The organism is Leisingera sp. (genome assembly GCF_982940295.1).
This window is the reverse complement of the sequence record NZ_CEYXRG010000018.1, coordinates 1-21,302: the sequence shown is the minus strand read 5'-3', so window position 1 is coordinate 21,302 and position 21,302 is coordinate 1. Positions and strand designations below refer to the sequence as shown.

Annotated in this window: 20 protein-coding genes; 17 read left to right on the top strand and 3 right to left on the bottom strand. The window is 65.3% G+C overall.

What is annotated here, in order from left to right; all coding sequences use genetic code 11:
- The first annotated feature begins 6 nt into the window (after positions 1-6).
- Positions 7-1,410, top strand: a complete 1,404-nt coding sequence (locus AC4HIX_RS15730; RefSeq protein ID WP_490399662.1) for an aldehyde dehydrogenase family protein — start codon at positions 7-9, stop codon at positions 1,408-1,410.
- A 67-nt stretch (positions 1,411-1,477) separates the two neighbouring features.
- A complete protein-coding gene (locus AC4HIX_RS15725) occupies positions 1,478-3,178 on the top strand; it encodes an AMP-binding protein (RefSeq protein WP_490399661.1) in 1,701 nt (566 codons plus the stop codon).
- Positions 3,179-3,185: 7 nt separating this feature from the next.
- On the opposite strand, the gene AC4HIX_RS15720 is transcribed toward AC4HIX_RS15725, so the two are convergent.
- A complete protein-coding gene (locus tag AC4HIX_RS15720; protein ID WP_490399660.1) occupies positions 3,186-4,208 on the bottom strand; it encodes a nucleotidyltransferase family protein in 1,023 nt (340 codons plus the stop codon).
- Between the two features lie 164 nt (positions 4,209-4,372).
- On the opposite strand from AC4HIX_RS15720, the gene ehuR reads away from it, so the two are divergent.
- The 13 genes from ehuR (at position 4,373) to AC4HIX_RS15655 (ending at position 17,789) form a co-directional block, all read left to right on the top strand.
- Positions 4,373-5,767: a MocR-like ectoine utilization transcription factor EhuR gene (ehuR, locus tag AC4HIX_RS15715; RefSeq protein ID WP_490399659.1), complete on the top strand. Its 1,395-nt coding sequence runs from the start codon at positions 4,373-4,375 to the stop codon at positions 5,765-5,767.
- Positions 5,768-5,862: 95 nt separating this feature from the next.
- On the top strand, positions 5,863-6,879 hold the full coding sequence (locus AC4HIX_RS15710; RefSeq protein ID WP_490399658.1) for a TRAP transporter substrate-binding protein: 1,017 nt from the start codon (positions 5,863-5,865) through the stop codon (positions 6,877-6,879).
- 69 nt (positions 6,880-6,948) lie between these two features.
- Positions 6,949-7,515 carry a TRAP transporter small permease gene (locus AC4HIX_RS15705; protein ID WP_490399657.1) on the top strand — a complete coding sequence of 189 codons (567 nt, stop codon included), beginning with the start codon at positions 6,949-6,951 and terminating at the stop codon, positions 7,513-7,515.
- Between the two features lie 10 nt (positions 7,516-7,525).
- A complete protein-coding gene (locus AC4HIX_RS15700) occupies positions 7,526-8,812 on the top strand; it encodes a TRAP transporter large permease (protein ID WP_490399656.1) in 1,287 nt (428 codons plus the stop codon).
- 12 nt (positions 8,813-8,824) lie between these two features.
- A complete protein-coding gene (locus AC4HIX_RS15695) occupies positions 8,825-9,262 on the top strand; it encodes a universal stress protein (RefSeq protein WP_490399655.1) in 438 nt (145 codons plus the stop codon).
- 10 nt (positions 9,263-9,272) lie between these two features.
- The gene (gene eutA, locus AC4HIX_RS15690; RefSeq protein ID WP_490399654.1) at positions 9,273-10,037 is read left to right on the top strand and encodes an ectoine utilization protein EutA; all 765 of its coding nucleotides are present in this window, start codon (positions 9,273-9,275) and stop codon (positions 10,035-10,037) included.
- Between the two features lie 18 nt (positions 10,038-10,055).
- Entirely contained in the window at positions 10,056-11,063 is a 1,008-nt protein-coding gene (eutB, locus tag AC4HIX_RS15685) for a hydroxyectoine utilization dehydratase EutB (RefSeq protein ID WP_490399653.1), read from the top strand.
- A complete protein-coding gene (eutC, locus tag AC4HIX_RS15680) occupies positions 11,056-12,048 on the top strand; it encodes an ectoine utilization protein EutC (protein ID WP_490399652.1) in 993 nt (330 codons plus the stop codon). Before eutB ends, eutC begins: the two co-directional genes overlap by 8 nt.
- 19 nt (positions 12,049-12,067) lie before the next feature.
- Positions 12,068-13,255, top strand: coding sequence for an ectoine hydrolase DoeA (gene doeA, locus AC4HIX_RS15675; RefSeq protein WP_490399651.1), 1,188 nt, complete (start codon positions 12,068-12,070; stop codon positions 13,253-13,255).
- 3 nt (positions 13,256-13,258) lie between these two features.
- Complete coding sequence (doeB, locus tag AC4HIX_RS15670) at positions 13,259-14,251, top strand: N(2)-acetyl-L-2,4-diaminobutanoate deacetylase DoeB (RefSeq protein ID WP_490399650.1); 993 nt, start codon at positions 13,259-13,261, stop codon at positions 14,249-14,251.
- A gap of 13 nt (positions 14,252-14,264) precedes the next feature.
- Entirely contained in the window at positions 14,265-14,744 is a 480-nt protein-coding gene (locus AC4HIX_RS15665; RefSeq protein ID WP_027234599.1) for an Lrp/AsnC family transcriptional regulator, read from the top strand.
- A gap of 115 nt (positions 14,745-14,859) precedes the next feature.
- A complete protein-coding gene (locus AC4HIX_RS15660; protein WP_490399649.1) occupies positions 14,860-16,335 on the top strand; it encodes an NAD-dependent succinate-semialdehyde dehydrogenase in 1,476 nt (491 codons plus the stop codon).
- 80 nt (positions 16,336-16,415) lie between these two features.
- Positions 16,416-17,789, top strand: coding sequence for an aspartate aminotransferase family protein (locus AC4HIX_RS15655; RefSeq protein WP_490399648.1), 1,374 nt, complete (start codon positions 16,416-16,418; stop codon positions 17,787-17,789).
- 45 nt (positions 17,790-17,834) lie between these two features.
- On the opposite strand, the gene AC4HIX_RS15650 is transcribed toward AC4HIX_RS15655, so the two are convergent.
- Positions 17,835-18,530, bottom strand: coding sequence for an MOSC domain-containing protein (locus AC4HIX_RS15650; protein WP_490399647.1), 696 nt, complete (start codon positions 18,528-18,530; stop codon positions 17,835-17,837).
- Entirely contained in the window at positions 18,527-19,069 is a 543-nt protein-coding gene (locus tag AC4HIX_RS15645) for a MarR family winged helix-turn-helix transcriptional regulator (protein WP_490399646.1), read from the bottom strand. Before AC4HIX_RS15645 ends, AC4HIX_RS15650 begins: the two co-directional genes overlap by 4 nt.
- A 143-nt stretch (positions 19,070-19,212) precedes the next feature.
- Here AC4HIX_RS15645 and AC4HIX_RS15640 point away from each other — a divergent pair, with 143 nt between their 5' ends.
- Positions 19,213-19,920, top strand: coding sequence for an ABC transporter ATP-binding protein (locus AC4HIX_RS15640; RefSeq protein ID WP_490399645.1), 708 nt, complete (start codon positions 19,213-19,215; stop codon positions 19,918-19,920).
- Positions 19,921-19,923: 3 nt separating this feature from the next.
- Positions 19,924-21,117, top strand: coding sequence for an ABC transporter permease (locus AC4HIX_RS15635; RefSeq protein WP_490399644.1), 1,194 nt, complete (start codon positions 19,924-19,926; stop codon positions 21,115-21,117).
- Positions 21,118-21,302: the final 185 nt, after the last annotated feature.

Sequence of the window (21,302 nt, the reverse complement as noted above, 5' to 3'; positions counted from 1 at the left end):
ACGGCAATGGACTATGGCATGCTGATCAACGGCGAACAGGTCTCGGCGGAGCGCATGATCGAGGTGATCAACCCGGCGACGGAGGAGGTGTTTGCCCGTGTGCCGCATGCCTCTGAGGCGCATCTGGAGCAGGCGGTGGCCGCTGCCAAGGCGGCGCAGAAGGGCTGGGCGGAGACACCTATGGCGGAACGGCGCGCCAAGGTCGAGGCGCTGGCCGCCGCCATCGGCGAGGAGGCGGATGAGCTGGCGCGGCTGATCACGATGGAACAGGGCAAGCCGCTGCCCGAGGCGCAGGGCGAGGTGGCCTGGTCGCAAGGGTATCTGGCGCATACCGCGACGCTGGAGCTGCCGGACCGGGTTATTCAGGACGACGCCGAATTCCGGATTGAGACCCGGCACAAGCCCTTGGGCGTGGTCGCGGGCATCATCGCCTGGAACTTTCCGCTGCTCTTGTGCTGCTGGAAGATCGGGCCTGCGCTGATGGCGGGCAATGCGATTGTTTTGAAACCCGCGCCGACGACCCCGGTGGCGGCGCTGAAGCTGGGCGAGATCTGCGCCCGGATCTTCCCGGCGGGGCTGGTGAACATCATCACCGATGCGAACGACCTTGGTCCCAAGCTGACGGCGCATCCGGATGTGGCCAAGATCGGCTTTACCGGCTCGTCCGAGACCGGCAAGCGGATCATGGCGAGTGCTGCCGACACCATGAAGCGGGTGACGCTGGAGATGGGCGGCAACGATCCGGCGATCGTGCTGCCGGATGTGGATGTGAAGGCGGCGGCCGAAAAGGTCTATGGCGGGGCGTTCCTGAATGCGGGGCAGGTGTGCCTGGCGGTGAAGCGCGCCTATGTGCACAGCGATATCTATGAGGAGTTCTGCGGCGAGCTGGCGGCGTTGGCGGGGCAGGCGGTGGTTGATGATGGCATGAAGCAGGGGACGACGATTGGGCCGATCCAGAACAAGGCGCAGTTCGACAAGATCAAGGGGTTTCTGGAGGATGCGCGCGCCTGCGGGCAGATCATTGCGGGCGGCAGCGCCAAGGACGGTCCGGGGTATTTCGTGCCGCCCACCATCGTGCGCGATGTGACCGACGGCCAGAAGATCGTCGACGAGGAGCAGTTCGGTCCGGTGCTGCCGGTGATCCGCTTTGACGACGTTGACGATGTGATCGCGCGGGCCAATGCCTCTGATTACGGGCTGGGCGGCTCGGTGCATTCTGCTGATACGGACAAGGCCACCGAGATCGCCGGGCGCATCGAATCCGGTACGATCTGGGTGAACCAGCAGTTGAACATCGGTCCGCATATCCCGATGGCGGGCTTCAAGGGTTCCGGCCTGGGGGTGGAACAGTCGGTCGAGGGGCTGGCGGAATACACCCAGATGCAGGTGATCAACGTCGCCCGCGGCTGATCGCGTTTGAAATCCGGCCGGGCTGCCGCCGCGGCGGCCCGGTCCGCTCTATTAGCAGAGAACACCCATGACTGACCCGCAAACTGACCTCACCGCCCCGATTGACGGCCTGTCGCATGTGCAGGGGCCAGATGAGCCGCCGCTGCAGCATATCACCATCCCGGCACTGCTGCGGCAGGCGGTGGCGCAGCATGGCAGCCGCGAGGCGCTGGTGTTCCCGGATGCGGGCATCCGGATGACCTATGCGGAACTGGCCCGGAAGGCGGATGAGCTGGCGGCGGGGCTGCTGGAGCTGGGGGTCAAGAAGGGCGACCGGGTCGGGATCTGGTCGCCGAACCGCTGCGAATGGGTGCTGACGCAGTTTGCCACCGCCCGGATCGGCGCCGTTCTGGTGACGATCAACCCGGCCTACCGGCTGGCGGAGCTGGAATATGCGCTGAACAAAACCGGCTGCAAGGTGCTGATCGCGGCGGAAAGCTTCAAGAGTTCCAACTACCTGGGCATGATCCGCGAGCTGGCGCCGGAGCTGGCCGCAGCCGCCCCCGGCCGGCTGGCGGCGGCGCGGCTGCCTGCCTTGCGCCATGCGGTGGTGATGGCGGCGGATCCTGGCCCCGGGGTTCTGTCCTTTGAAACCTTGCAGGAGATGGGTGCGGATGCGGACGCCGCCGCGCTGGACGCACTCAGTGCGGGGCTGACGCCGGAAGAGGCGATCAACATCCAATTCACCTCCGGCACCACCGGGCTGCCCAAAGGCGCGACGCTGACGCATTTCAACATCGTCAACAACGCCCGGTTCGTCACAAGCCGGATCAAGCTGACCGAGGCTGACCGGCTGCTGATCCCGGTTCCGCTGTACCATTGCTTCGGCATGGTGATGGGTGTGCTGGGGGCGGTCTCGAAAGGTGCCGCAATGATCTTCCCCGGCGAGGCGTTTGAGTCGGCGGCAGTGCTGGATGCCGCCGCCGCGGAACGGGCCACCGCGCTCTATGGCGTGCCCACGATGTTTGTTGCCATGCTGCAGGAGCTGGACCAGAGCCCGCGCGACATTTCCTCCCTGCGCACCGGGATCATGGCGGGCGCGCCGTGCCCGATTGAGATCATGCGGCGGGTCAACCGGGACATGCATATGCAGGAGGTGACGATCTGCTATGGCATGACCGAAACCGCGCCGGTGTCCTTTCAAAGCTTCACCTCTGATCCGGCAGAGAAACGCTGCACCACCGTGGGCCGGGTGCATCCGCATCTGGAGGTGAAGGCGGTGGACGGGGAGGGGCGCACCGTGCCTGCGGGCGAACGCGGCGAGCTGCTGGTGCGCGGCTATTCGGTGATGCAGGGGTATTGGGATGACGCGGAGGCAACCGGGGAGGCGATCCGGGACGGCTGGATGCGGACCGGCGATCTGGGCACCTTTGATGCGGAGGGGTTTTGCAGCATTACCGGGCGGGTGAAAGACATGATCATCCGCGGCGGCGAGAACATCTATCCGCGCGAGATCGAGGAGTTTCTGATCCGCCATCCGGATATCGCGGATGCGCAGGTGTTCGGGGTGCCGGATGAGAAATTCGGCGAGCAGGTTTGCGCCTGGGTGGTGCCCGCGCCGGGCGCCAGCCTGGACGAAGAGGCGGTGCGCAGCCATTGCCGCGGCCAGATCGCGCATTTCAAGATCCCGCAGCATGTGCGGATCGTGGCGGAGCTGCCGATGACCGTCACCGGCAAGCCGCAGAAGTTCCGGATGCGGGACGAGATGGTGCGGCAGCTGACCGGCTGAGGCGGGCTCAGGACGGCAACGTGTCCAGCAGGGCGCAGGTCTCCGGCATCTGCTGCAGGCTGGCGGCGATGCGGGCGCGCCAGGCGGGGCCGCGCTCCATCGCGGTCTCATAGGCCTCGGCCAGGTCGTCGGGGCGTTCGGCGTGCAGAACCTTAATCAGGAAGGCCGCTTGGGCACGGTCCTTGCGCGATTTCAGCGCGTCCGTGCCGCCGCGGCGGCGGTCGGCGACGATCAGCTTGTGAATGGCAAAGCGTTCGGGCCGGGGGATCTGGATCAGCACGCCGGAGCGGTAGAGCAGCGGCGCCTGCAGCGGTTCGGCAATCAGATAGTTGAGGAAATGCAGGCTTTGGGCGCTGACGCCGAGGGCGGGCAGCTCGCGCAGGCCCTCCTGATCGCTGAAGGAGGGGGTGAGGAATTCCACCAAGGTGCGGCGGTCGGTCTGCCGCCAGCGCCAGACCTGGCCTTTTTCGGTCGAGGGCAGGGGGTCGAACTTCAGTTCCGAGAAGACATCGGCCAGCGGGGCGTCGACACTGTCCTGCAGCACCAGCGAGAGGCGTTCGAAACTGGCGATGTCGATGTCGTCGGTCATCGCCGCCTGGTCGAAGGTGATACGCACGCCCAGTTCGCCCTCGTAGCAGCGGAAAGCCTGGGTGCCGACCAGGGTGCCGCCCAGCCGGAACACCCCGGCGCGGGCCATGGCGGAGATCACCTGGCCGCTGCCGGCATCCGCCATCAGGTAGCCCTCGGCGCGCAGGGTGCGCATCAGGCGGGCGCGCTCGCGGCTGGCCTGTTTCTCGGCCTCGGCAATGGGTTTGTGCCGCTCCAGCCGGCTGCGGAGTTCCTCCGTGTCCTCGCCGATGTAACGGTCCACGGTCTCGGTGCCGATCCGGTAGTGGTCGTACCAGTAGCGTTTGCTGCCGATGGTCTTGAGCTTGGGGGCGCCGCGCAGGCCGGAGACGGCGCTGTCCTTGAGCGAGCGCAGAAGATCGGTCCAGGCGGCGGTGCCGGCGGCGGAGTGGTGCTGGATCACGGGGTTACCCCACAGAAAGTTCTTTGTGGGGTATGTATAGCCGGTTTTCCTACCCTACAAAATATTTTTTGTGGGGTAGAGCGTGCGGGAGATGAAACGGATGATTCTGTGCCGTGCGGCAATTGTGTTGGGAATTCCGGCGCGGGGCGCTATACAATTGCACCATGACAATCTGGTATCCCGATCCCGCCGCCCTGACATCGCCCCTGCACACCAGCCTTGCCGCCGCCATCGCCAAGGCCATTTCAGACGGCCGGCTGCCCAAAGGCACGCAGCTGCCGACCCACCGCAGGATGGCGGAGGAGCTGGGGCTGAGCGTGCATACCGTCAGCAAGGCTTATGAGGCCCTGCGGCGGCAGCGGCTGATTGACGGGCAGGTGGGGCGCGGCAGCTATGTGCTGGACCCGGATACGTCCAATGACCAGCCGTTCCAGCTGAGCTCTGAGAAGGGCGGCGGCTTTGATCTGTCGATCTCGCGGCCGCTGATTTCGCAGCATCACGCGGAGCGGTTCGAGCAGGCGCTGAAGGCGCTGCCGGAGGGGCTGGATCCGAGCTATTACCTGTCCTGCCGCCCGAACGTGGGCCATGACGCGCACCGGGCTGCCGGGGCGGAGTGGCTGAAAATCTGCGGGCTGGAGGTGCCCGCGGAGCGGATCATCATGACCAACGGCGTAAGCCACGGCATGTCGGCGGCGCTGTCGGCGCTGACCCGGCCCGGCGACACGGTGGTGTCGGACAAGATCACCCATCATCTGCTGGTGTCGGGCTGTTCCTACCTGGGGCTGAACCTGGCCGGGCTGGAGACAGATGCCGGCGGCATCCTGCCGGACGCGCTGGAGCGCTATTGCCGGGAGCAGTCGCCCAAGGTGCTGTTTTTGCTGCCCTCCTTGGCCAACTCCACTGCCGGGATGATGCCGGAGGACCGCCGCCGGGCGCTGGTGGAGATTGCCCGAAAATATGATCTGCACATCATCGAAAACGATGCTTTCGGCCCGGTGGCGGAGGACCGCCCGGTGCCGGTCTCGGCGCTGGCGCCGGAGCGGTCGATTTACCTGACGACCTTTACCAAATGCACGGTGTCGGGGCTGCGCGCGGGCTACCTGGCGGCGCCGGAGCATCTGCTGCCGGCGCTGACCGGGCGGATTGTGGTGTTCGGCTGGATGGCGACGCCCCTGATGTGCGAGCTGGCCACCCGCTGGGTGCAGGACGGCACCGCGCTGGAGCTGGCCCAGTGGCAGCGCCGGGCACTGGCGGAGCGGTATGCGATTGCCGACGACGTGCTGCAGGGCTGGCGCTGGCAGGGCCACCCGTCGGCGCTGCACCTGTGGCTTCCGCTGACCGAGGGCTGGACCACCGCCAGTTTTGTCTCCTACGCGCGGGAGCTGAAGGTGGCGGTCGCCCCGGATGCGCCGTTTCTGACCCCCAAAACCCCGCCGCAGAACGCGGTGCGGGTGTCGCTGGGCAGCGTCCAGGATCAGGACCGGTTCCGCCAGGCGCTGGAGCTGATTGCCGGAATGCTGCGCCGCCCGCCGGAGGGAGTCGCGCCCTTCACATACTGATTGTCCTGCAACAATAAAAAAATTGACATGCAGTACAATTCCTCTCAAGTCTGTCGCAACGGTGCGCAGGCACCGGTGAGACTTGGGAGGAAATCATGGCTCAGACAGTCACATTCAGCTTCGCCGCCCTGGCCGCGGTGGGGATTGCCCTGGCGGGCAGCGCGGCGCAGGCGGACACCTGGCGGTATGCCTTTGAGGAGGCGATGACCGATGTGCAGGGCGTCTATGCGCAGAAGTTCAAGGAAGAGATCGAGGCGAACTCGGATCACGAGATCCAGCTGTTCCCTTATGGCACACTGGGCGAATCCGCTGACATCATGGAGCAGACCCAGGATGGCATCCTGCAGTTCGTCGACCAGTCGCCGGGATTTACCGGATCGCTGATCCCCGAGGCGCAGGTGTTCTTTGTGCCTTACTTGCTGCCGACCGATCAGGATCACCTGGCGCGCTTCTACAGGGAGAGCAAGGCGATCAACGACATGTTCAAGCCGCTTTACGCGGATCAGGGGCTGGAGCTGCTGAACATGTTCCCCGAGGGCGAGGTGGCGATGACCACCAAGACGCCGGTGACCACCTGCGCCGATCTGGACGAGGTGAAGTTCCGGGTGATGACCAACCCGCTGCTGGTCGAAAGCTACAAGGCCTTTGGCGCCACCCCGACGCCGCTGCCCTGGGGCGAGGTTTATGGCGGGCTGCAGACCAATGTGATCCAGGGGCAGGAGAACCCGACGTTCTTCCTCTATTCGACCAAGATCTATGAGGTCACCGATTACATCACCTATGCCGGCCACAACAATTTCACCACCGCGGTGATGGCCAACAAGGATTTCTATGACGGGCTGAGCCCGGAGGATCAGCAGTTGGTGCGGAACGCGGCGCAGGCGGCCTATGACCACACGGTGGTGTACCAGCAGGAGGCGGCGGAGACCGAGCTGGCCAAGATCATGGAGGCCAAGCCGGAGATGCAGGTGACGGTGCTGACCGATGAGCAGCGCAGCTGCTTCAGGGAGGCGGCGGCAGAGGTTGAGGCCAAGTTCATCGAGATGACCGGCGACAGCGGTGCCGCGATCCTGGCACAGATGAAGGCGGACTTGGCGGCCACCGCCAACTGAGGCCTGTACCGCAATCGCCGCTGAGCGGGGGCTGCCCGCTCAGCGGTGCGCAGACCTTGGGAGGAAGGAATGCACCAGACACATGACTCCGCGCTGCCCGGTTTCCTGGGTGTGATCGACAGCGCCATCAGCCGCACCGAGTCGTTCCTGCTGGCCGCCGGTGTGCTGCTGATGGCGGCCAATACCGTGGCCAATGTGGTGGGGCGGTTCGTGCTGGGCAACTCCATCTTCTTTACCGAAGAGCTGAACCGGATCCTGATCATCCTGATCACCTTTGCCGGCATCAGCTATGCCGCGCGCAATGCCCGCCACATCCGGATGTCCGCGGTCTATGACCTGCTGCCGCCGCATCTGCGCAAGGTGATGGTGGTGGTGATTTCGGTGATCACCGCCGGGTTCATGTTCCTGCTGTGCTTTTACGCGGTGAAATACATCGGCGCGCAGGCGTCGCGCGGGCGGGTGCTGCCGGCACTGCAGATCCCGGTCTGGGTGATCCTGGTCTGGGTGCCTGCGGGGTTCTTCATGACTGGCGCCCAGTACCTGCTGACCGCGGTGCGCAATCTGACCTCCAGCGGCATCTACCTCTCCACCCATGTGCAGGAGGGGTACGAGGACGCGGAAGAAATCGAAATCTGAGGACGAAGCCATGGCTGCAACCATTTTCCTGACCATGATTGTCCTGCTGCTGCTGGGCTTTCCGATGATGATCCCGCTGATTGCCGGCGCGTTCATCGGCTTTCTGATGCTGTTCGGCGATCTGGCCCGGACCGAGACCATGGTGCAGCAGATGCTGGCGGGTATCCGGCCCGCGTCGCTGATTGCGGTGCCGATGTTCATCTTTGCCGCCGATATCATGACCCGCGGCCAGTCGGCCGGGCGGCTGATCAATGTGGTGATGGCCTATGTCGGCCATATCCGCGGCGGGCTGGCGATTTCCACCGCGGCGGCCTGCACCATGTTCGGCGCGGTGTCGGGATCGACCCAGGCCACCGTTGTGGCGATCGGCTCGCCCCTGCGCCCGCGGATGCTGCAGGCGGGGTACAAGGACAGCTTTGTGCTGGCGCTGATCGTCAATGCCAGCGACATCGCCTTTCTGATCCCGCCCTCCATCGGAATGATCATCTACGGGGTGGTTTCCAGCACCTCGATTGCCGAGCTGTTCATTGCGGGCATCGGCCCCGGCTTGCTGATCCTGCTGCTGTTTTCCGCCTATGCCTATATCTATGCAGTGCGCAACAACGTGCCGGCAGAGCCCAAGGCCACCTGGGGCGAGCGCCTGAGGACCATGCGGCAGGCGCTGTGGCCGATGGGGTTTCCGGTGATCATCATCGGCGGCATCTATGGCGGCGTGTTCAGCCCGACCGAGGCGGCGGCGGCCTGTGTGCTTTATGCGCTGATCCTGGAGGTCCTGGTGTTCCGCTCGATGTCGCTGGCGGATGTGTATGAAACTGCCAAATCGACCGGCCTGATCACCGCCATCGTGTTCATCCTGGTGGGGGCAGGGGCGGCGTTTTCCTGGGTGATCTCCTTCGCGCAGGTGCCGCAGCAGATCCTGAGCGCCATCGGCATTGCCGAGATGGGGGCCATCGGGGTGCTGTTCGTGATCTCCATCGCGTTCTTCATCGGCTGCATGTTTGTCGATCCCATCGTGGTGATCCTGGTGCTGGTGCCGGTGTTTGCGCCGGTGGTGAAATCGGTGGGGCTGGATCCGGTGCTGGTCGGCACCATCATCACCCTGCAGGTCGCCATCGGATCGGCCACGCCGCCGTTCGGCTGCGATATCTTCACTGCGATTGCCGTGTTCAAACGCCCCTATGCCGACGTGGTGCGGGGCACGCCGCCGTTCATCCTGATGCTGCTGGGCGTGTCGGTGGCGCTGATCTTCTTCCCGCAGATTGCGCTGTTCCTGCGCGACCTGGCCTTTGCCAAGTAAGGAGGCGCGGCGATGTTCACATCCATTCTGGTGCCCTTTGACGGCTCCCAAGGCGCAGAGGCCGCGCTGGTCAAGGCGGCGGACCTGGCCGAGCTGTGCGGCGCCGCGCTGACGCTGCTGACGGTCTACCGCCATCATTCGCTGCTGGAGGCCTCGATGCATGTGGTGCGCCCGGATCAGCCGGACGACCTGGACGAGATCATGCGCGGCCACGCCAGGGAGGTGGCCGAGCGCGGCAAGGCGCTGGCCATTGCGGGCGGCGTTCGAAATCCCCGCGCCTTTGTCAAAGCCGGGCCGGTGGCGCGCACCATCACAAGCTTTGCCAGGGAGCACGGGCATGACCTGATCGTGATTGGCAGCCGCGGCCTTGGCTCCTTGGAAGGCGTCCTGCTGGGCAGTGTCTCCCACAAGGTGACGAGCCTGGCGGAAACCCCGGTTCTTGTTGTTTAGGAAAGCGAAAATGGCCCTTGATATCCATGCCACGCCCTCGCGGGTTCCGGCCCGGCTGGACGAACGCCCGGTGCCCAAGCGGATCGCGCTGGTGGCGCTGGCGACCGACCACACGTCAGAGCGCGACTTTGCCCGGATCTGCGACCCGGACCGGGTGGGCGTTTATGTGAACCGTATCGAATTCGAGAACCCGACCACCCGGGAAACGCTGCTGCAAACCGGTCCGCGGCTGACCGCGGCGGCGGCGCAGATCCTGCCGGAGGAAGCGGTGGATGTGGTGGCCTATGGCTGCACTGCGGCCTCCATCGTTTTGGGCAATGATGCGGTCGCCGGGTATCTGAACGCGGCCAAGCCGGACACGCCTTGCGTCACCCCAAGCTCTGCCGCCTTTGATGCATTTGAGGCGCTGGAGGCCAGGCGGGTGTCGCTGCTGACCCCCTACAGCCCCGCTGTCACCGATGAGATGGCGCAGTATTTCGCCGCGTACGGGCCGGAGGTGGTGAGTGCCGCCTGTTTCGGGCTGACTGACGACCGCCAGATGGCGCGGATTTCCGAGGACAGCATCATCGAGGCCGGGATTGCCGCCTGCGATGCCGGGGCGGATGCGCTGTTTTTGTCCTGCACCGCGCTTCGCGCCGCTGTCTGCGTGCAGCGGATCGAGGACCGGCTGGGCAAGCCGGTTGTCAGCTCGAACCAGGCGATGGTCTGGCGCTGCCTGCGGCTGGCCGGGATCACGGATGCGGTGCCGGGCTATGGCCGGCTGTTTGAACTTTAACCAGGCAAGACAGGTCCAATGACTGAGAAAATCACCCTTCAGGACAGCTACCAGGCCCGGGCGCGGATCGCCGGGCGGGTCCGGCAGACCTCCCTTGTGGAGTCTCCCGCCCTGAGCAAGCTTTGCGGCGGCGCGGTCTCGCTGAAACTGGAGAGCACCCAGATCACCGGCAGTTTCAAGCTGCGCGGCGCCACCAATGCGGTGCTGGCGCTGAGCGAGGAGCAGCGCGCCGCCGGGGTGGTGGGGGTCTCCACCGGCAACCACGGCCGCGGGCTGGCCTATGCGGCGGCGCAGGCCGGGGTGCGCTGCATCATCTGCATGTCAGAGCTGGTGCCGCAGAACAAGGTCGAGGGCATCAAGTCCCACGGTGCGGAGGTGCGGATCATAGGCCGCTCGCAGGATGATGCGCAGGTGGAAGTGGACCGGCTGGTGGGTGAGGGCATGACCATGCTGCCGCCGTTCGACCACCGCGATATCATTGCCGGGCAAAGCACCGTGGCGCTGGAAATGCTGGAGCAGGCGCCGGATCTGGAGACGGTGCTGGTGCCCCTGTCGGGCGGCGGGCTGATTTCTGGCGTGGCGATGGTGATGAAGGCGGTGAACCCGGAGATCCGGGTGATCGGCGTCAGCATGGAGCGCGGCGCTGCGATGTATGAATGCCTGCAGGCCTGCAGGCCGGTGCAGGTGGAAGAGCTGCCGACGCTGGCGGATTCCCTCGGCGGCGGCATCGGGTTGGACAATGCCTATACCTTTGAGATGACAAAGGCATTCGTCGATGATGTGGTGCTGGTCTCCGAGACGGAAATCGCGGCCGCCATCCGGCACGCCTATTTCGAGGAGCGGCTGGTGATCGAAGGCTCCGGCAGTGTTGGCATTGCGGCGCTGCTGGCGGGCAGGATCGAGAATCCGGGGCGCTGCGCGGTGCTGGTGAGCGGCCAGAACATCGGAATGGACCTGCACAAGCGCATCATTGATGGTGAAGATGTGGATGTGGCGGCGGAGACCGGGGGAGGTGCGGATGCCTGACATCAAGATCCTGACGGAGGCGGAGCTGCGAGAACTGGTGCCGCTGGACGCGGGCGCGGTGGACTGCGTGGAGCAGGGCTTTAACACACTGGCGGGCGGCGGGGTGGAGATGCCGCCGATCATGACGCTGCCGGTGCCCGACCATAACGGCGAGGTTTGTGTGAAAACCGCCTATGTGCCGGGGATCGAGAGTTTTGCCGTGAAGATGAGTCCGGGCTTCTTCGGCAACCCAAAGCTTGGACTGCCCAGCACCACGGGGCTGATGGTGGTGTTTTCCAGCCGGACCGGCCTGCTGGAGGCGCTGCTTCTGGACAATGGCTACCTGACGGATGTGCGCACTGCTGCGGCGGGGGCGGTCGCGGCGCGCCATTTGGCGCGCGAGGATGCGGCGCATGTGTGCATCATTGGTGCGGGCGTGCAGGCGCGGATGCAGCTGAAGGCCATGACCCTGGTGCGCGGCATTCAAAGCGCCGTCATCTGGGCACGGGACAGCGCCAAGGCAGAGGCCGCCGCGGTCAGCCTGCGCAGCGAGCTGGGAATTGATGTCACCGCGGCCACGGACGCCGCGGCGGCAGTTGCCGGGGCCGATATAGTGGTCACCACGACTCCTGCCGCCGACCCCGTGATTAAGGCGGAGTGGCTGCAGCCCGGCCAGCTGGTGATCGCCGTGGGATCGGACCAGGAGCACAAATGCGAGCTGGAGCCCGCCTGTCTGGCCAAGGTGGACCTCTATGTGCCCGACAGCCAGACGCAATGCGCCGTCAAAGGCGAGCTGCGCAGCGCCATCGCCGTGGGGCTGATCGCCGGGGACCAGAGCTTTACTGAGTTGGGCGGGATTACCGCAGGCCGGGCTGCCGGACGCCAATCCGCCAGCGATCTGATCATTGCCGATCTGACCGGCACCGGTGTGCAGGACACCGCCATCGCAACCCTTGCAGGCTCCCGCGCTGATGCGGCGGGGGCAGGCGCCACTTTCACCAGCTGATCAACCAGGAACCACGCATATGGCAGACCCCAAGCTGTATTTCTCCCGCACTGAATACCAGGCGCGTCTGGACAAGACCCGGGCCGAAATGTCCCGCCGCGGGCTTGATCTCCTGATCGTCACCGATCCCTCGAACATGAACTGGCTGACCGGCTATGACGGCTGGTCCTTCTATGTGCATCAATGCGTTGTTGTCGGGATAGACGGCGAGCCGGTCTGGTACGGCCGCGGCCAGGATGCCAACGGAGCGCTGCGCACCTGCTGGATGGAGCCTGCAAACATCATCGGCTATCCGGACCATTACGTGCAGTCGACCGAGCGGCATCCGATGGATTACCTGTCGGCGCAGCTCAAGGACCGCGGGCTGGACGGCGGCGTGATTGGCGTTGAGATGGACAATTACTATTTCACCGCCGCCGCCTATGCATCGCTGCAGAAGCACCTGCCGAACGCGCGGTTCGGCGATGCCAACGCGCTGGTCAACTGGCAGCGGGCGGTCAAATCCGAGGCAGAGCTGACCTATATGCGGCAGGCGGGCAAGATCGTGGAGCGGATGCACCAGCGGATCTTTGAGCGTGTCGAGCCGGGGATGCGCAAATGCGATCTGGTGGCCGAAATCTATGACGCGGGGCTGCGCTATGACGCGGAGCTTGGCTTTGGCGGCGACTACCCGGCGATTGTGCCGCTGCTGCCGTCCGGCTCGGACGCGGCTGCGCCGCATCTGACCTGGGACGACCTGCCAATGAAGTCCGGCGAGGGCACGTTTTTTGAGATCGCGGGCGTGGTGCACCGCTATCACTGCCCGCTGTCGCGCACCGTGTTTCTTGGCAAGCCGACGCAGACCTTCCTGGATGCGGAAAAGGCGGTCCTGGAGGGGATGGAGGCCGGGCTGGAAGTCGCCATGGCCGGCAACACCTGCGAGGACATCGCCAAGGCGTTCTTCAAGGTGCTGAAGACCTACGGCATCGAGAAGGACAACCGCACCGGCTATCCCATCGGCGTTTCCTACCCGCCGGACTGGGGCGAGCGCACCATGTCGCTGCGGGCGGGTGACACCACTGTCTTGCAGGAAAACATGACCTTCCACTTCATGACCGGCCTCTGGATGGAGGACTGGGGGTTCGAGATCACCGAAAGCATCCGCATCGGGGCGAACGGGCCGGAGTGCCTGTCCGATGTGCCGCGCAAGATGTTCGTGAAGGACTGAGTCATGAAGCCAAATCCGATTTCCCCCACCATCCCGCTGGACCGGGACGGGGTGCACCACGGCTATCTCAAACTGCCTTACAGCCGCGATGACTCGGCCTGGGGTTCGGTGATGATCCCGCTGACGGTGATAAAGAACGGCGACGGCCCGACCGCGCTGCTGACCGGCGCCAACCACGGCGATGAATACGAAGGCCCGATTGCGCTGCATGAGCTGGCGGCGACCACCAGCCCCGAGGATGTGACGGGCCGGCTGATCATCGTGCCGGCCTTCAATTACCCGGCGTTCCGGGCGGGCACCCGTACCTCGCCCATCGACAGGGGTAACCTGAACCGCTCGTTCCCGGGCCGCCCGGACGGCACCGTGACCGAGAAGATCGCTGACTACTTCCAGCGCACGCTGCTGCCTATGGCGGACCTGGCGGTGGACTTCCACTCCGGCGGAAAGACCCTGGATTTCGTGCCTTTCGCCGCCGCGCATATCCTGGAGGACAAGGCCACGCAGGAGGCGTGTTTTGCCGCGATGAAGGCGTTCAACGCGCCTTATTCGGTGGAGCTCTTGGAGATCGACAGCGCGGGCATGTATGACACGGCGGTCGAGCAGATGGGCAAGGTTCTGGTCACCACGGAACTTGGCGGCGGCGGTTCCTCCACCGCGCGGGGCAATGCGATTGCCAAAAAGGGGCTGCGCAATGTGCTGATCCATGCGGGCATCCTGCGGGGTGAGATGCAGCTGGACGAGACGGTGAACCTGACGATGCCGGACGACGATTGCTTCCTGTTCAGCGAGGGCGACGGGCTGTTTGAGATCATGACCGATCTGGGCGCGCCGGTGGCGAAGGGCGATCTGGTCGCCCGGGTCTGGCCGCTGGACCGCACCGGCCATCCGCCGGTGGAATACCGCGCCCGGCGCGCGGGGCTGGTGATCAGCCGCCACTTCCCCGGTCTCATCAAATCCGGCGACTGCGTTGCGGTTGTCGGCGTCTCCGGCGGCTGATAGGGCGGAAGACATGCAACTGGACCAGCGCGATCTCGACATTCTGCGCGTGCTCTCGACGGAGGGGCGCATCACCAAGGCCGCGCTGGCCGACCGGATCGGCCTGTCGCCGACGCCTTGCTGGGACCGACTGAAGAAGCTGGAGCAAGCGGGTTTGATCGAGGGCTACGGCGCCCGCATCAACCTGCGCAAACTGGCACCGCATGTGACTGTGTTTGTTGCGGCCGAGATCGCCGATCACACCGCCGCCAGCTTCCGCGCCTTTGAGGCGGCGATGCAGCGCTATGACGAGGTCACCGCCTGCTGGGCGCTGGGGGGCGGGTTTGATTACCTGTTGCAGATCGTCACCCGCGACATCGATGCCTATCAGCGGCTGATCGACGAAATGCTGGACGCCCGCATCGGCCTGTCGCGCTATTTCACCTATGTGGTGACCAAGCCGGTGAAGGGCGCGGGCGCGCCGCCGCTGGATGTTCTGCTGGGGCAGGGCTGACCTCGTCTGCCGGGGCACCGGACGGCAGTTGTTTCTACTGCAGAGCCTCTGAACTTCAGTCACATCCTCTGTTCCAGTCCGGCACATTCCTCTGCAAGACATGAGGAGGACAATCATGACAGAGACCGCTCTCTCTGCCCGTGCGGACATTGCCGACAAGGCGCTGGTGCGCTCTTTTTCCTATATCGGCGGCAAGTGGCGTGCCGCGGGCAATGGCGAGACCTTTCCGGTCTGCGACCCCGCCGATGGCGCCGAACTGGGCCATGTGGCGAGCCTTTCGGCAGAGGAATCCTCTGCCGCGGTGGATGCGGCGCAGGCGGCGTTTGCGGGTTGGGCGGGGATGCTGCCGCAACAGCGCGCGGCCATCCTGCGGCGCTGGTATGCGCTGCAGCTGGAGCACAAGGAAGACCTCGCCCGCATCATGGTTCTGGAACAGGGCAAGCCGCTGTCGGAGGCCCGCGGTGAGATCGACTATGGCGCGGCCTTCGTGGAGTTCTATGCGGAAGAAGCCAAGCGCCCCAATATCGAGGGCGTCACCAGCCACCTGCCGGACGCCGAGGTGGAGCTGTGGCGCGAGCCGGTGGGGGTGGCGGCGCTGATCACGCCGTGGAATTTCCCCTCGGCGATGCTGACCCGCAAGGCGGCGGCGGCGCTGGCGGCGGGCTGCACCGTGGTGGCGCATCCGTCGGGCGAGACGCCGTTCAGCGCGCTGGCGCTGGCGGAGCTGGCAGAGCGCGCGGGCTTTCCGCCGGGGGTGTTCAACGTGGTGACGGGCAAAGCCTCCACCGTGGTGGAGCCCTGGACGGCCGACCCGCGGGTGCGGGCGCTGTCCTTCACCGGCTCCACCGAAGTGGGCAAGCTTTTGTACCGCCAGTCCGCCGGCACTGTGAAGCGGCTGGTGATGGAGCTGGGCGGCCACGCGCCGGTGCTTGTCTTCAAGGGTTGCGATCTGGACAAGGCCGTCAGCGAAACCATCAAGGCGAAATTCGCAACCTCCGGCCAGGATTGCCTGGGCGCCAACCGGATCCTGGTGGAGCGGGCGGTGTATGCCGAGTTCTGCGCCAGATTCACCGAGGCCGCAAAAGCGCTGACCCTTGGCCGGGGGATGGAGGATTGCGATCTGGGTCCGCTGATGAATGAAAAGGCGGTGCAGAAGCAGGAGGAGCACGTGGCAGACGCGCTGGCCAAGGGCGCGACACTGGCCTGCGGCGGCAGGCGGCATCATTTGGGTCCGCTGTTCTTCGAACCCACTGTACTGACCGACGTGCCGGCGGAGGCGCTGATCATGTCGGAGGAAACCTTTGGCCCCGTCGCCGCCATCGCGCCGTTTGACAGCGAGGAGGAGGCCGTGGCCCGCGCCAATGACAGCGAATACGGGCTGGTGGCCTATGTCCACAGCCACGATCCGCGGCGCATCTACCGCCTCAGCCGGGCGCTGCAATACGGTATGGTGGCTGTGAACCGCACCAAGGTGACCGGCGCGCCGATCCCGTTCGGCGGCACCAAGCAGTCCGGCCTGGGCCGCGAAGGCGCGCGGCTGGGCATGGAGGAGTTCACCGAGGTCAAATACGTCTGCCGCGACTGGGCGTGACAGACAAAAATCTTCGAAGATTTTTGCCAAGAGTTTTCGAAAACTCTTGGCCGCAGAACGCAAACGGAAGGAAAACACCAATGCTGAAGAACGACCAGCTTGACCAGTGGGACCGCGAGAACTTCTTTCACCCCTCGACCCATCTGGCCCAGCACGCCCGCGGCGAAAGCCCGAACCGGGTGATCAGGACCGCCTCCGGCGTGTTCATCGAAGACCGTGACGGCAACAAGCTGCTGGATGCCTTTGCCGGGCTTTATTGTGTGAACGTCGGCTATGGCCGCCAGGAGATCGCCGAAGCCATCGCCGATCAGGCGCGGGAACTGGCCTATTACCACTCCTATGTTGGCCATGGCACCGAGGCGTCGATCACGCTGGCCAAGATGATCCTGGACCGGGCGCCGAAGAATATGTCCAAGGTTTATTTCGGCCTCGGCGGCTCGGACGCGAATGAGACCAACGTCAAGCTGATCTGGTATTACAACAGCATCCTTGGGCGGCCCGAGAAGAAGAAGATCATCTCCCGCTGGCGCGGCTACCATGGCTCGGGACTGGTGACCGGCTCGCTGACCGGGCTGGAGCTGTTCCACAAAAAGTTCGATCTGCCGGTGGAGCAGGTCATTCACACCGAAGCGCCGTACTACTACCGCCGCAAGGATCTGGACCAGAGCGAGGAGCAGTTCGTGGCCCATTGCGCCGCCGAACTGGAAGCGCTGATCGAGCGCGAGGGTGCGGACACAATCGCGGCCTTCATTGGCGAGCCGGTGCTGGGCACAGGCGGCATCGTGCCGCCGCCGCCCGGTTATTGGGAGGCGATCCAGGCGGTGCTGAAGAAGCACGATATCCTGCTGCTTGCGGATGAGGTTGTTACCGGCTTTGGCCGTCTCGGCTCCATGTTCGGGTCGGACCACTACGGCATCGAGGCCGATATCATCACCATCGCCAAGGGTCTCACCTCCGCCTATGCGCCGCTGAGTGGCTCTATCGTCTCGGACAAGGTGTGGAAGGTGCTGGAGCAGGGCACCGACGAGAACGGCCCGATCGGCCACGGCTGGACCTATTCGGCGCACCCCATTGGCGCCGCGGCGGGGGTGGCGAACCTCAAGCTGATTGATGAGCTGAACCTTGTCAGCAACGCCGGTGAGGTGGGTGCCTACTTGAACGCCACTATGGCAGAGGCGCTGTCGGGACATGCCCATGTGGGGGATGTGCGCGGCGAGGGGATGCTGTGCGCGGTGGAGTTCGTGAAGGACAAGGACAGCCGCACATTCTTTGACGCCGCCGACAAGATCGGGCCGCAGATATCGGCCAAGCTCTTGGAGCAGGACAAGGTGATTGCCCGCGCCATGCCGCAAGGGGATATCCTGGGATTTGCGCCGCCGTTCTGCCTGACGCGGGCTGAGGCCGATCAGGTGGTTGCGGCCACCGTGCGCGCGGTCGAGGCCGTGCTGGGCTGATCCCGCCGCGACAGAGCTGCGCCCTGGCCTGCGCCGGGGCGCGGATCAGCTGCCGAGCAGGCGGGCGCTGGTGTCCTCTGCCGTGTCGCCGTCGGCCATGCGGGCAAAGGCGTGGCGCCAGCCCTCCGCCAGTTCGGGCAGCTGCGCCAGCGCCGCGGCTTCCTGCGCGGTGGCCTTGCGGCTGAGGCGGAGGCGGGTGACGCGTTCGACGCTCCAGTCCGGGTGCAGACGGTCGATGAGGGTGACGGCGCTGCCGACCTCCGCCTGGCCCGGCTCCAGCACCCGGTAGTACCAGCCGGTGCGGCCGGTTTTCTGAAACAGATAGGCCATCTTGGGGTTGCCGGTGTGCTGGCTGACCTTCCAGCAGGGCTGGCGGCCCTGGCTGATCTGCACCACCGCTGTGCCCAGCCGCAGGATGTCGCCAATACAGAGATTGGTCTCTGTCATCCCCAGCGCCGCGATGTTTTCGCCAAAGGCCGCCGGGACGGTGCCTGCCGGGATCTGGCCCTCGGCAATCCACTGCGGGTAGTGGTCCGAAGGGTAGTGGTGGATCGCCTTGTCCGGGCCGCCTTGGTTTTGGGGGTCGGCCTGGGCGTCGCCGGTAAAGCCCAGCTCCGTGATCTGCTGCGGGCCATCCGCGCGGATCTTGGCGATGGCTGAGGGCGGGCGGCCGGGCCAGCGCGCGGCAACAGAGCCGAGGAACAGCCCGGTGATGCGGGACGCGGGGGGTGTTGGGGTCATGCGGGAACCTGCTCGTGGCAAATTTTGTTTGTGTCTTCGGGCGACAGCGGCTCCGCCAGCAGACGGCAGAAGCCGCCCGGCCCGTCCGCCGAGAAATGCTTGCAGGCGCGGCATAGACCGAACGGCTGGCCTCCGTTTTGCGCGACCATGCTGCCCAGGATCTTCTCCAGCGCGGCTTGCAGCGCGGTCCGGTCCGCTGGGGGCAGGGCCGCGGCGGCATCGGCCAGGGCGCGGGGCAGGGCGGTGGCCTGTTCGCCCTTGGCGGTCAGGGCAAAGCGGATCACCCGCTTGTCGGAGTCGGAGCGTTCCTCCTCCACATAGTCCTTTTGAGCTAGCGCCTTGAGGGTCTGGGAAACGGTGCCGCGGGTGCTGCCGAGGTAGGCAGCCACATGCGAGGGGCTGCGGGAGAACCGGTTGGCGCGGGCGAGGTAATCCAATGCGGCCCGCTGCGCCGGGTTCAGCTCTGCCGCCCAGCTTTCGCCGGCGTCGAGGCGGGCGAGACGGCTGATCAGCTCGGTTATGCGGGCGGTTTGATCCATCCGCAATAGATAGCGAGTCGAAATGAATTGCGCAAGCCATCCGGCGCAGAAGCGGCCCGGCGGCGCCTGCGGGAAAGGTTGAGGCAGATCATTTCCGCGCCGCTGCCCCGTGTGGCAGACTGCGCCGGGAGAGGAGGACGGCTGTGGCGGATCCCGTCTTTACCATGAGAGGCGTGACCAAGGTCTATGACACCGGCGGTGCCAAGGTTCATGCGCTGGCAGGTGTCGATCTGGAGCTGCCAGGCGGCGAGCTGGCGGTGCTGCTGGGTCCCTCCGGCAGCGGCAAGTCGACGCTGCTGAACATCCTGGGCGGGCTCGACCATGTGACGGACGGGCGGGTCTGGTTCCGCGATCTGGAGCTGACCGCGATGCGGGACCGGGAGCTGACCCGCTACCGGCGCGATCATGTCGGCTTTATCTTCCAGTTCTACAATCTGGTACCGAGCCTGACCGCGCGCGAGAACGTGCAGCTGGTCACCGATGTGGCGCGTGACCCGATGCCGGCCGCCGAGGCGCTGGAGCTGGTGGGGCTGGGTCACCGGATGGACCACTTCCCGGCGGAGATGTCGGGCGGCGAGCAGCAGCGGGTGGCGATTGCCCGCGCCATAGCCAAGCGGCCCGGCGTGCTGCTGTGCGATGAGCCGACCGGCGCGCTGGACAGCAAGACCGGCATCCAGGTGCTGGAGGCGCTGCACCAGATTAACCGCGATTTCGGCACCGCGACGGTGGTGATCACCCATAACGCCGACATCCAGAAAATCGCGCACCGGGTGATCTTCTTTCAGGACGGGCGGATCAGCCGCATCCAGGAAAACACCGAGCGGCTGGCGCCCGCGGACATCAGCTGGTGAGCCATGCAAGCGCTTGACAGGAAACTGCTGCGGGATTTCAAACGGCTCTGGGTGCAGGCGCTGGCGATTGCCATGGTGCTGGCCTGCGGCGTGGCGATCCTGCTGACGGCGGTGGGCATGTACCAGGCGCTGCAGGGCACGCAGGAGGCCTATTACGGGCGGAACCGCTTTGCTGATGTCTTTGCCACGGCGCGGCGGGCGCCTGTCAGCCTGCTGCCGGAGATTGCCGCGGTGGAGGGGGTGCTGGCGCTGGAGGCGCGGGTCAGCGGTTATGCCAACCTCGACATGCCGGGACGGGCCAAGGCGGCGGTGGGGCGCATCCTGTCGCTGCCGGAGAGCGGCCCGCCGCAGCTGAACCTGCCGGTGCTGCGCAGCGGGCACTGGCCGCAACTGCCGGGGGAGGTTGCGGTCAACGAGCCCTTTGCGCAGGCCAACCGGCTGGTGCCGGGAGATAGCTTCCTGGCCAATCTGAACGGCCAGCAGCGGCGGCTGACGGTGACCGGCACCGCGCTGTCGCCGGAGTTCATCTATACGCTGGGGCCCGGCGCGCTGATGCCCGACAACCTGTCCTTTGGCATCATCTGGATGCGGCGGGAGGAGGCAGAGGCCGCCTATGACATGGCCGGTGCCTTCAATGACCTGACGCTGAAGACCGCGCGCGGGGTGCAGGAGGAGGAGGTGATCGCGCGGCTGGATGAGCTGCTGGAACCTTATGGCGGGCAGGGGGCGGTGGGACGGGCGCAGCACGGCTCGCACGCGATTGTCGATGCGGAGATCAGCCAGATGAAGGGCACCGCGATGGTGCTGCCGCCGATCTTCTTTGGCATCTCGGCGTTTCTGGTCAGCATGGTGATGGGCCGGATCGTGGCGCTGGAGCGCAGCGAAATCGGCCTGCTGAAGGCGGTGGGCTATTCCGATGCAGAGGTCTGCCTGCATTATCTGATGCTGGCGGCGCTGGTGGCGCTGGCGGGAATTGCGATCGGCTGGGCGGCGGGCACCTGGCTGGCGCAGCTGCTGGCGCGCCAGTATGCCCGGTTCTTCGACTTTCCCTTCCTGATCTACCGGGTGTCCTATTGGGCCTATGCGCTGTCGGCGCTGGCGGCGCTGCTGACCACCACCGCGGGGGCGGCGCGCGCGGGCGCGGCGGCAAGCGCCAGCTACCTCCCAGGATGGACAGGTACTTGGTTTGCCGGATAATCGATTTTTGGTGATTTTGATTTTGGTTTAACTTTAAATCGGAATTGACTAGACTCATGTTATATATCGCCTGTCATGTATGTTTTTTGCACTGCATAGTAAAACTTTTAGGTTTACCTCGAATTCCCATGCATAGTTCGCAGTAATGTAGTGAACACAACGTACAGTTTAAAAAAGAGGACCTG

Bases quoted from the DNA above. Each gene is read 5' to 3' on its own strand.
- ehuR (WP_490399659.1), top strand. From the start codon at position 4,373: ATGACAATCTGGTATCCCGATCCCGCCGCCCTGACATCGCCCCTGCAC.
- doeA (WP_490399651.1), top strand. From the start codon at position 12,068: ATGGCAGACCCCAAGCTGTATTTCTCCCGCACTGAATACCAGGCGCGT.
- doeB (WP_490399650.1), top strand. From the start codon at position 13,259: ATGAAGCCAAATCCGATTTCCCCCACCATCCCGCTGGACCGGGACGGG.
- eutC (WP_490399652.1), top strand. From the start codon at position 11,056: ATGCCTGACATCAAGATCCTGACGGAGGCGGAGCTGCGAGAACTGGTG.
- AC4HIX_RS15695 (WP_490399655.1), top strand. From the start codon at position 8,825: ATGTTCACATCCATTCTGGTGCCCTTTGACGGCTCCCAAGGCGCAGAG.
- AC4HIX_RS15705 (WP_490399657.1), top strand. From the start codon at position 6,949: ATGCACCAGACACATGACTCCGCGCTGCCCGGTTTCCTGGGTGTGATC.
- AC4HIX_RS15700 (WP_490399656.1), top strand. From the start codon at position 7,526: ATGGCTGCAACCATTTTCCTGACCATGATTGTCCTGCTGCTGCTGGGC.
- AC4HIX_RS15725 (WP_490399661.1), top strand. From the start codon at position 1,478: ATGACTGACCCGCAAACTGACCTCACCGCCCCGATTGACGGCCTGTCG.
- AC4HIX_RS15650 (WP_490399647.1), bottom strand. From the start codon at position 18,530: ATGACCCCAACACCCCCCGCGTCCCGCATCACCGGGCTGTTCCTCGGC.
- AC4HIX_RS15710 (WP_490399658.1), top strand. From the start codon at position 5,863: ATGGCTCAGACAGTCACATTCAGCTTCGCCGCCCTGGCCGCGGTGGGG.
- eutA (WP_490399654.1), top strand. From the start codon at position 9,273: ATGGCCCTTGATATCCATGCCACGCCCTCGCGGGTTCCGGCCCGGCTG.
- eutB (WP_490399653.1), top strand. From the start codon at position 10,056: ATGACTGAGAAAATCACCCTTCAGGACAGCTACCAGGCCCGGGCGCGG.
- AC4HIX_RS15730 (WP_490399662.1), top strand. From the start codon at position 7: ATGGACTATGGCATGCTGATCAACGGCGAACAGGTCTCGGCGGAGCGC.
- AC4HIX_RS15665 (WP_027234599.1), top strand. From the start codon at position 14,265: ATGCAACTGGACCAGCGCGATCTCGACATTCTGCGCGTGCTCTCGACG.
- AC4HIX_RS15660 (WP_490399649.1), top strand. From the start codon at position 14,860: ATGACAGAGACCGCTCTCTCTGCCCGTGCGGACATTGCCGACAAGGCG.
- AC4HIX_RS15645 (WP_490399646.1), bottom strand. From the start codon at position 19,069: ATGGATCAAACCGCCCGCATAACCGAGCTGATCAGCCGTCTCGCCCGC.
- AC4HIX_RS15655 (WP_490399648.1), top strand. From the start codon at position 16,416: ATGCTGAAGAACGACCAGCTTGACCAGTGGGACCGCGAGAACTTCTTT.
- AC4HIX_RS15635 (WP_490399644.1), top strand. From the start codon at position 19,924: ATGCAAGCGCTTGACAGGAAACTGCTGCGGGATTTCAAACGGCTCTGG.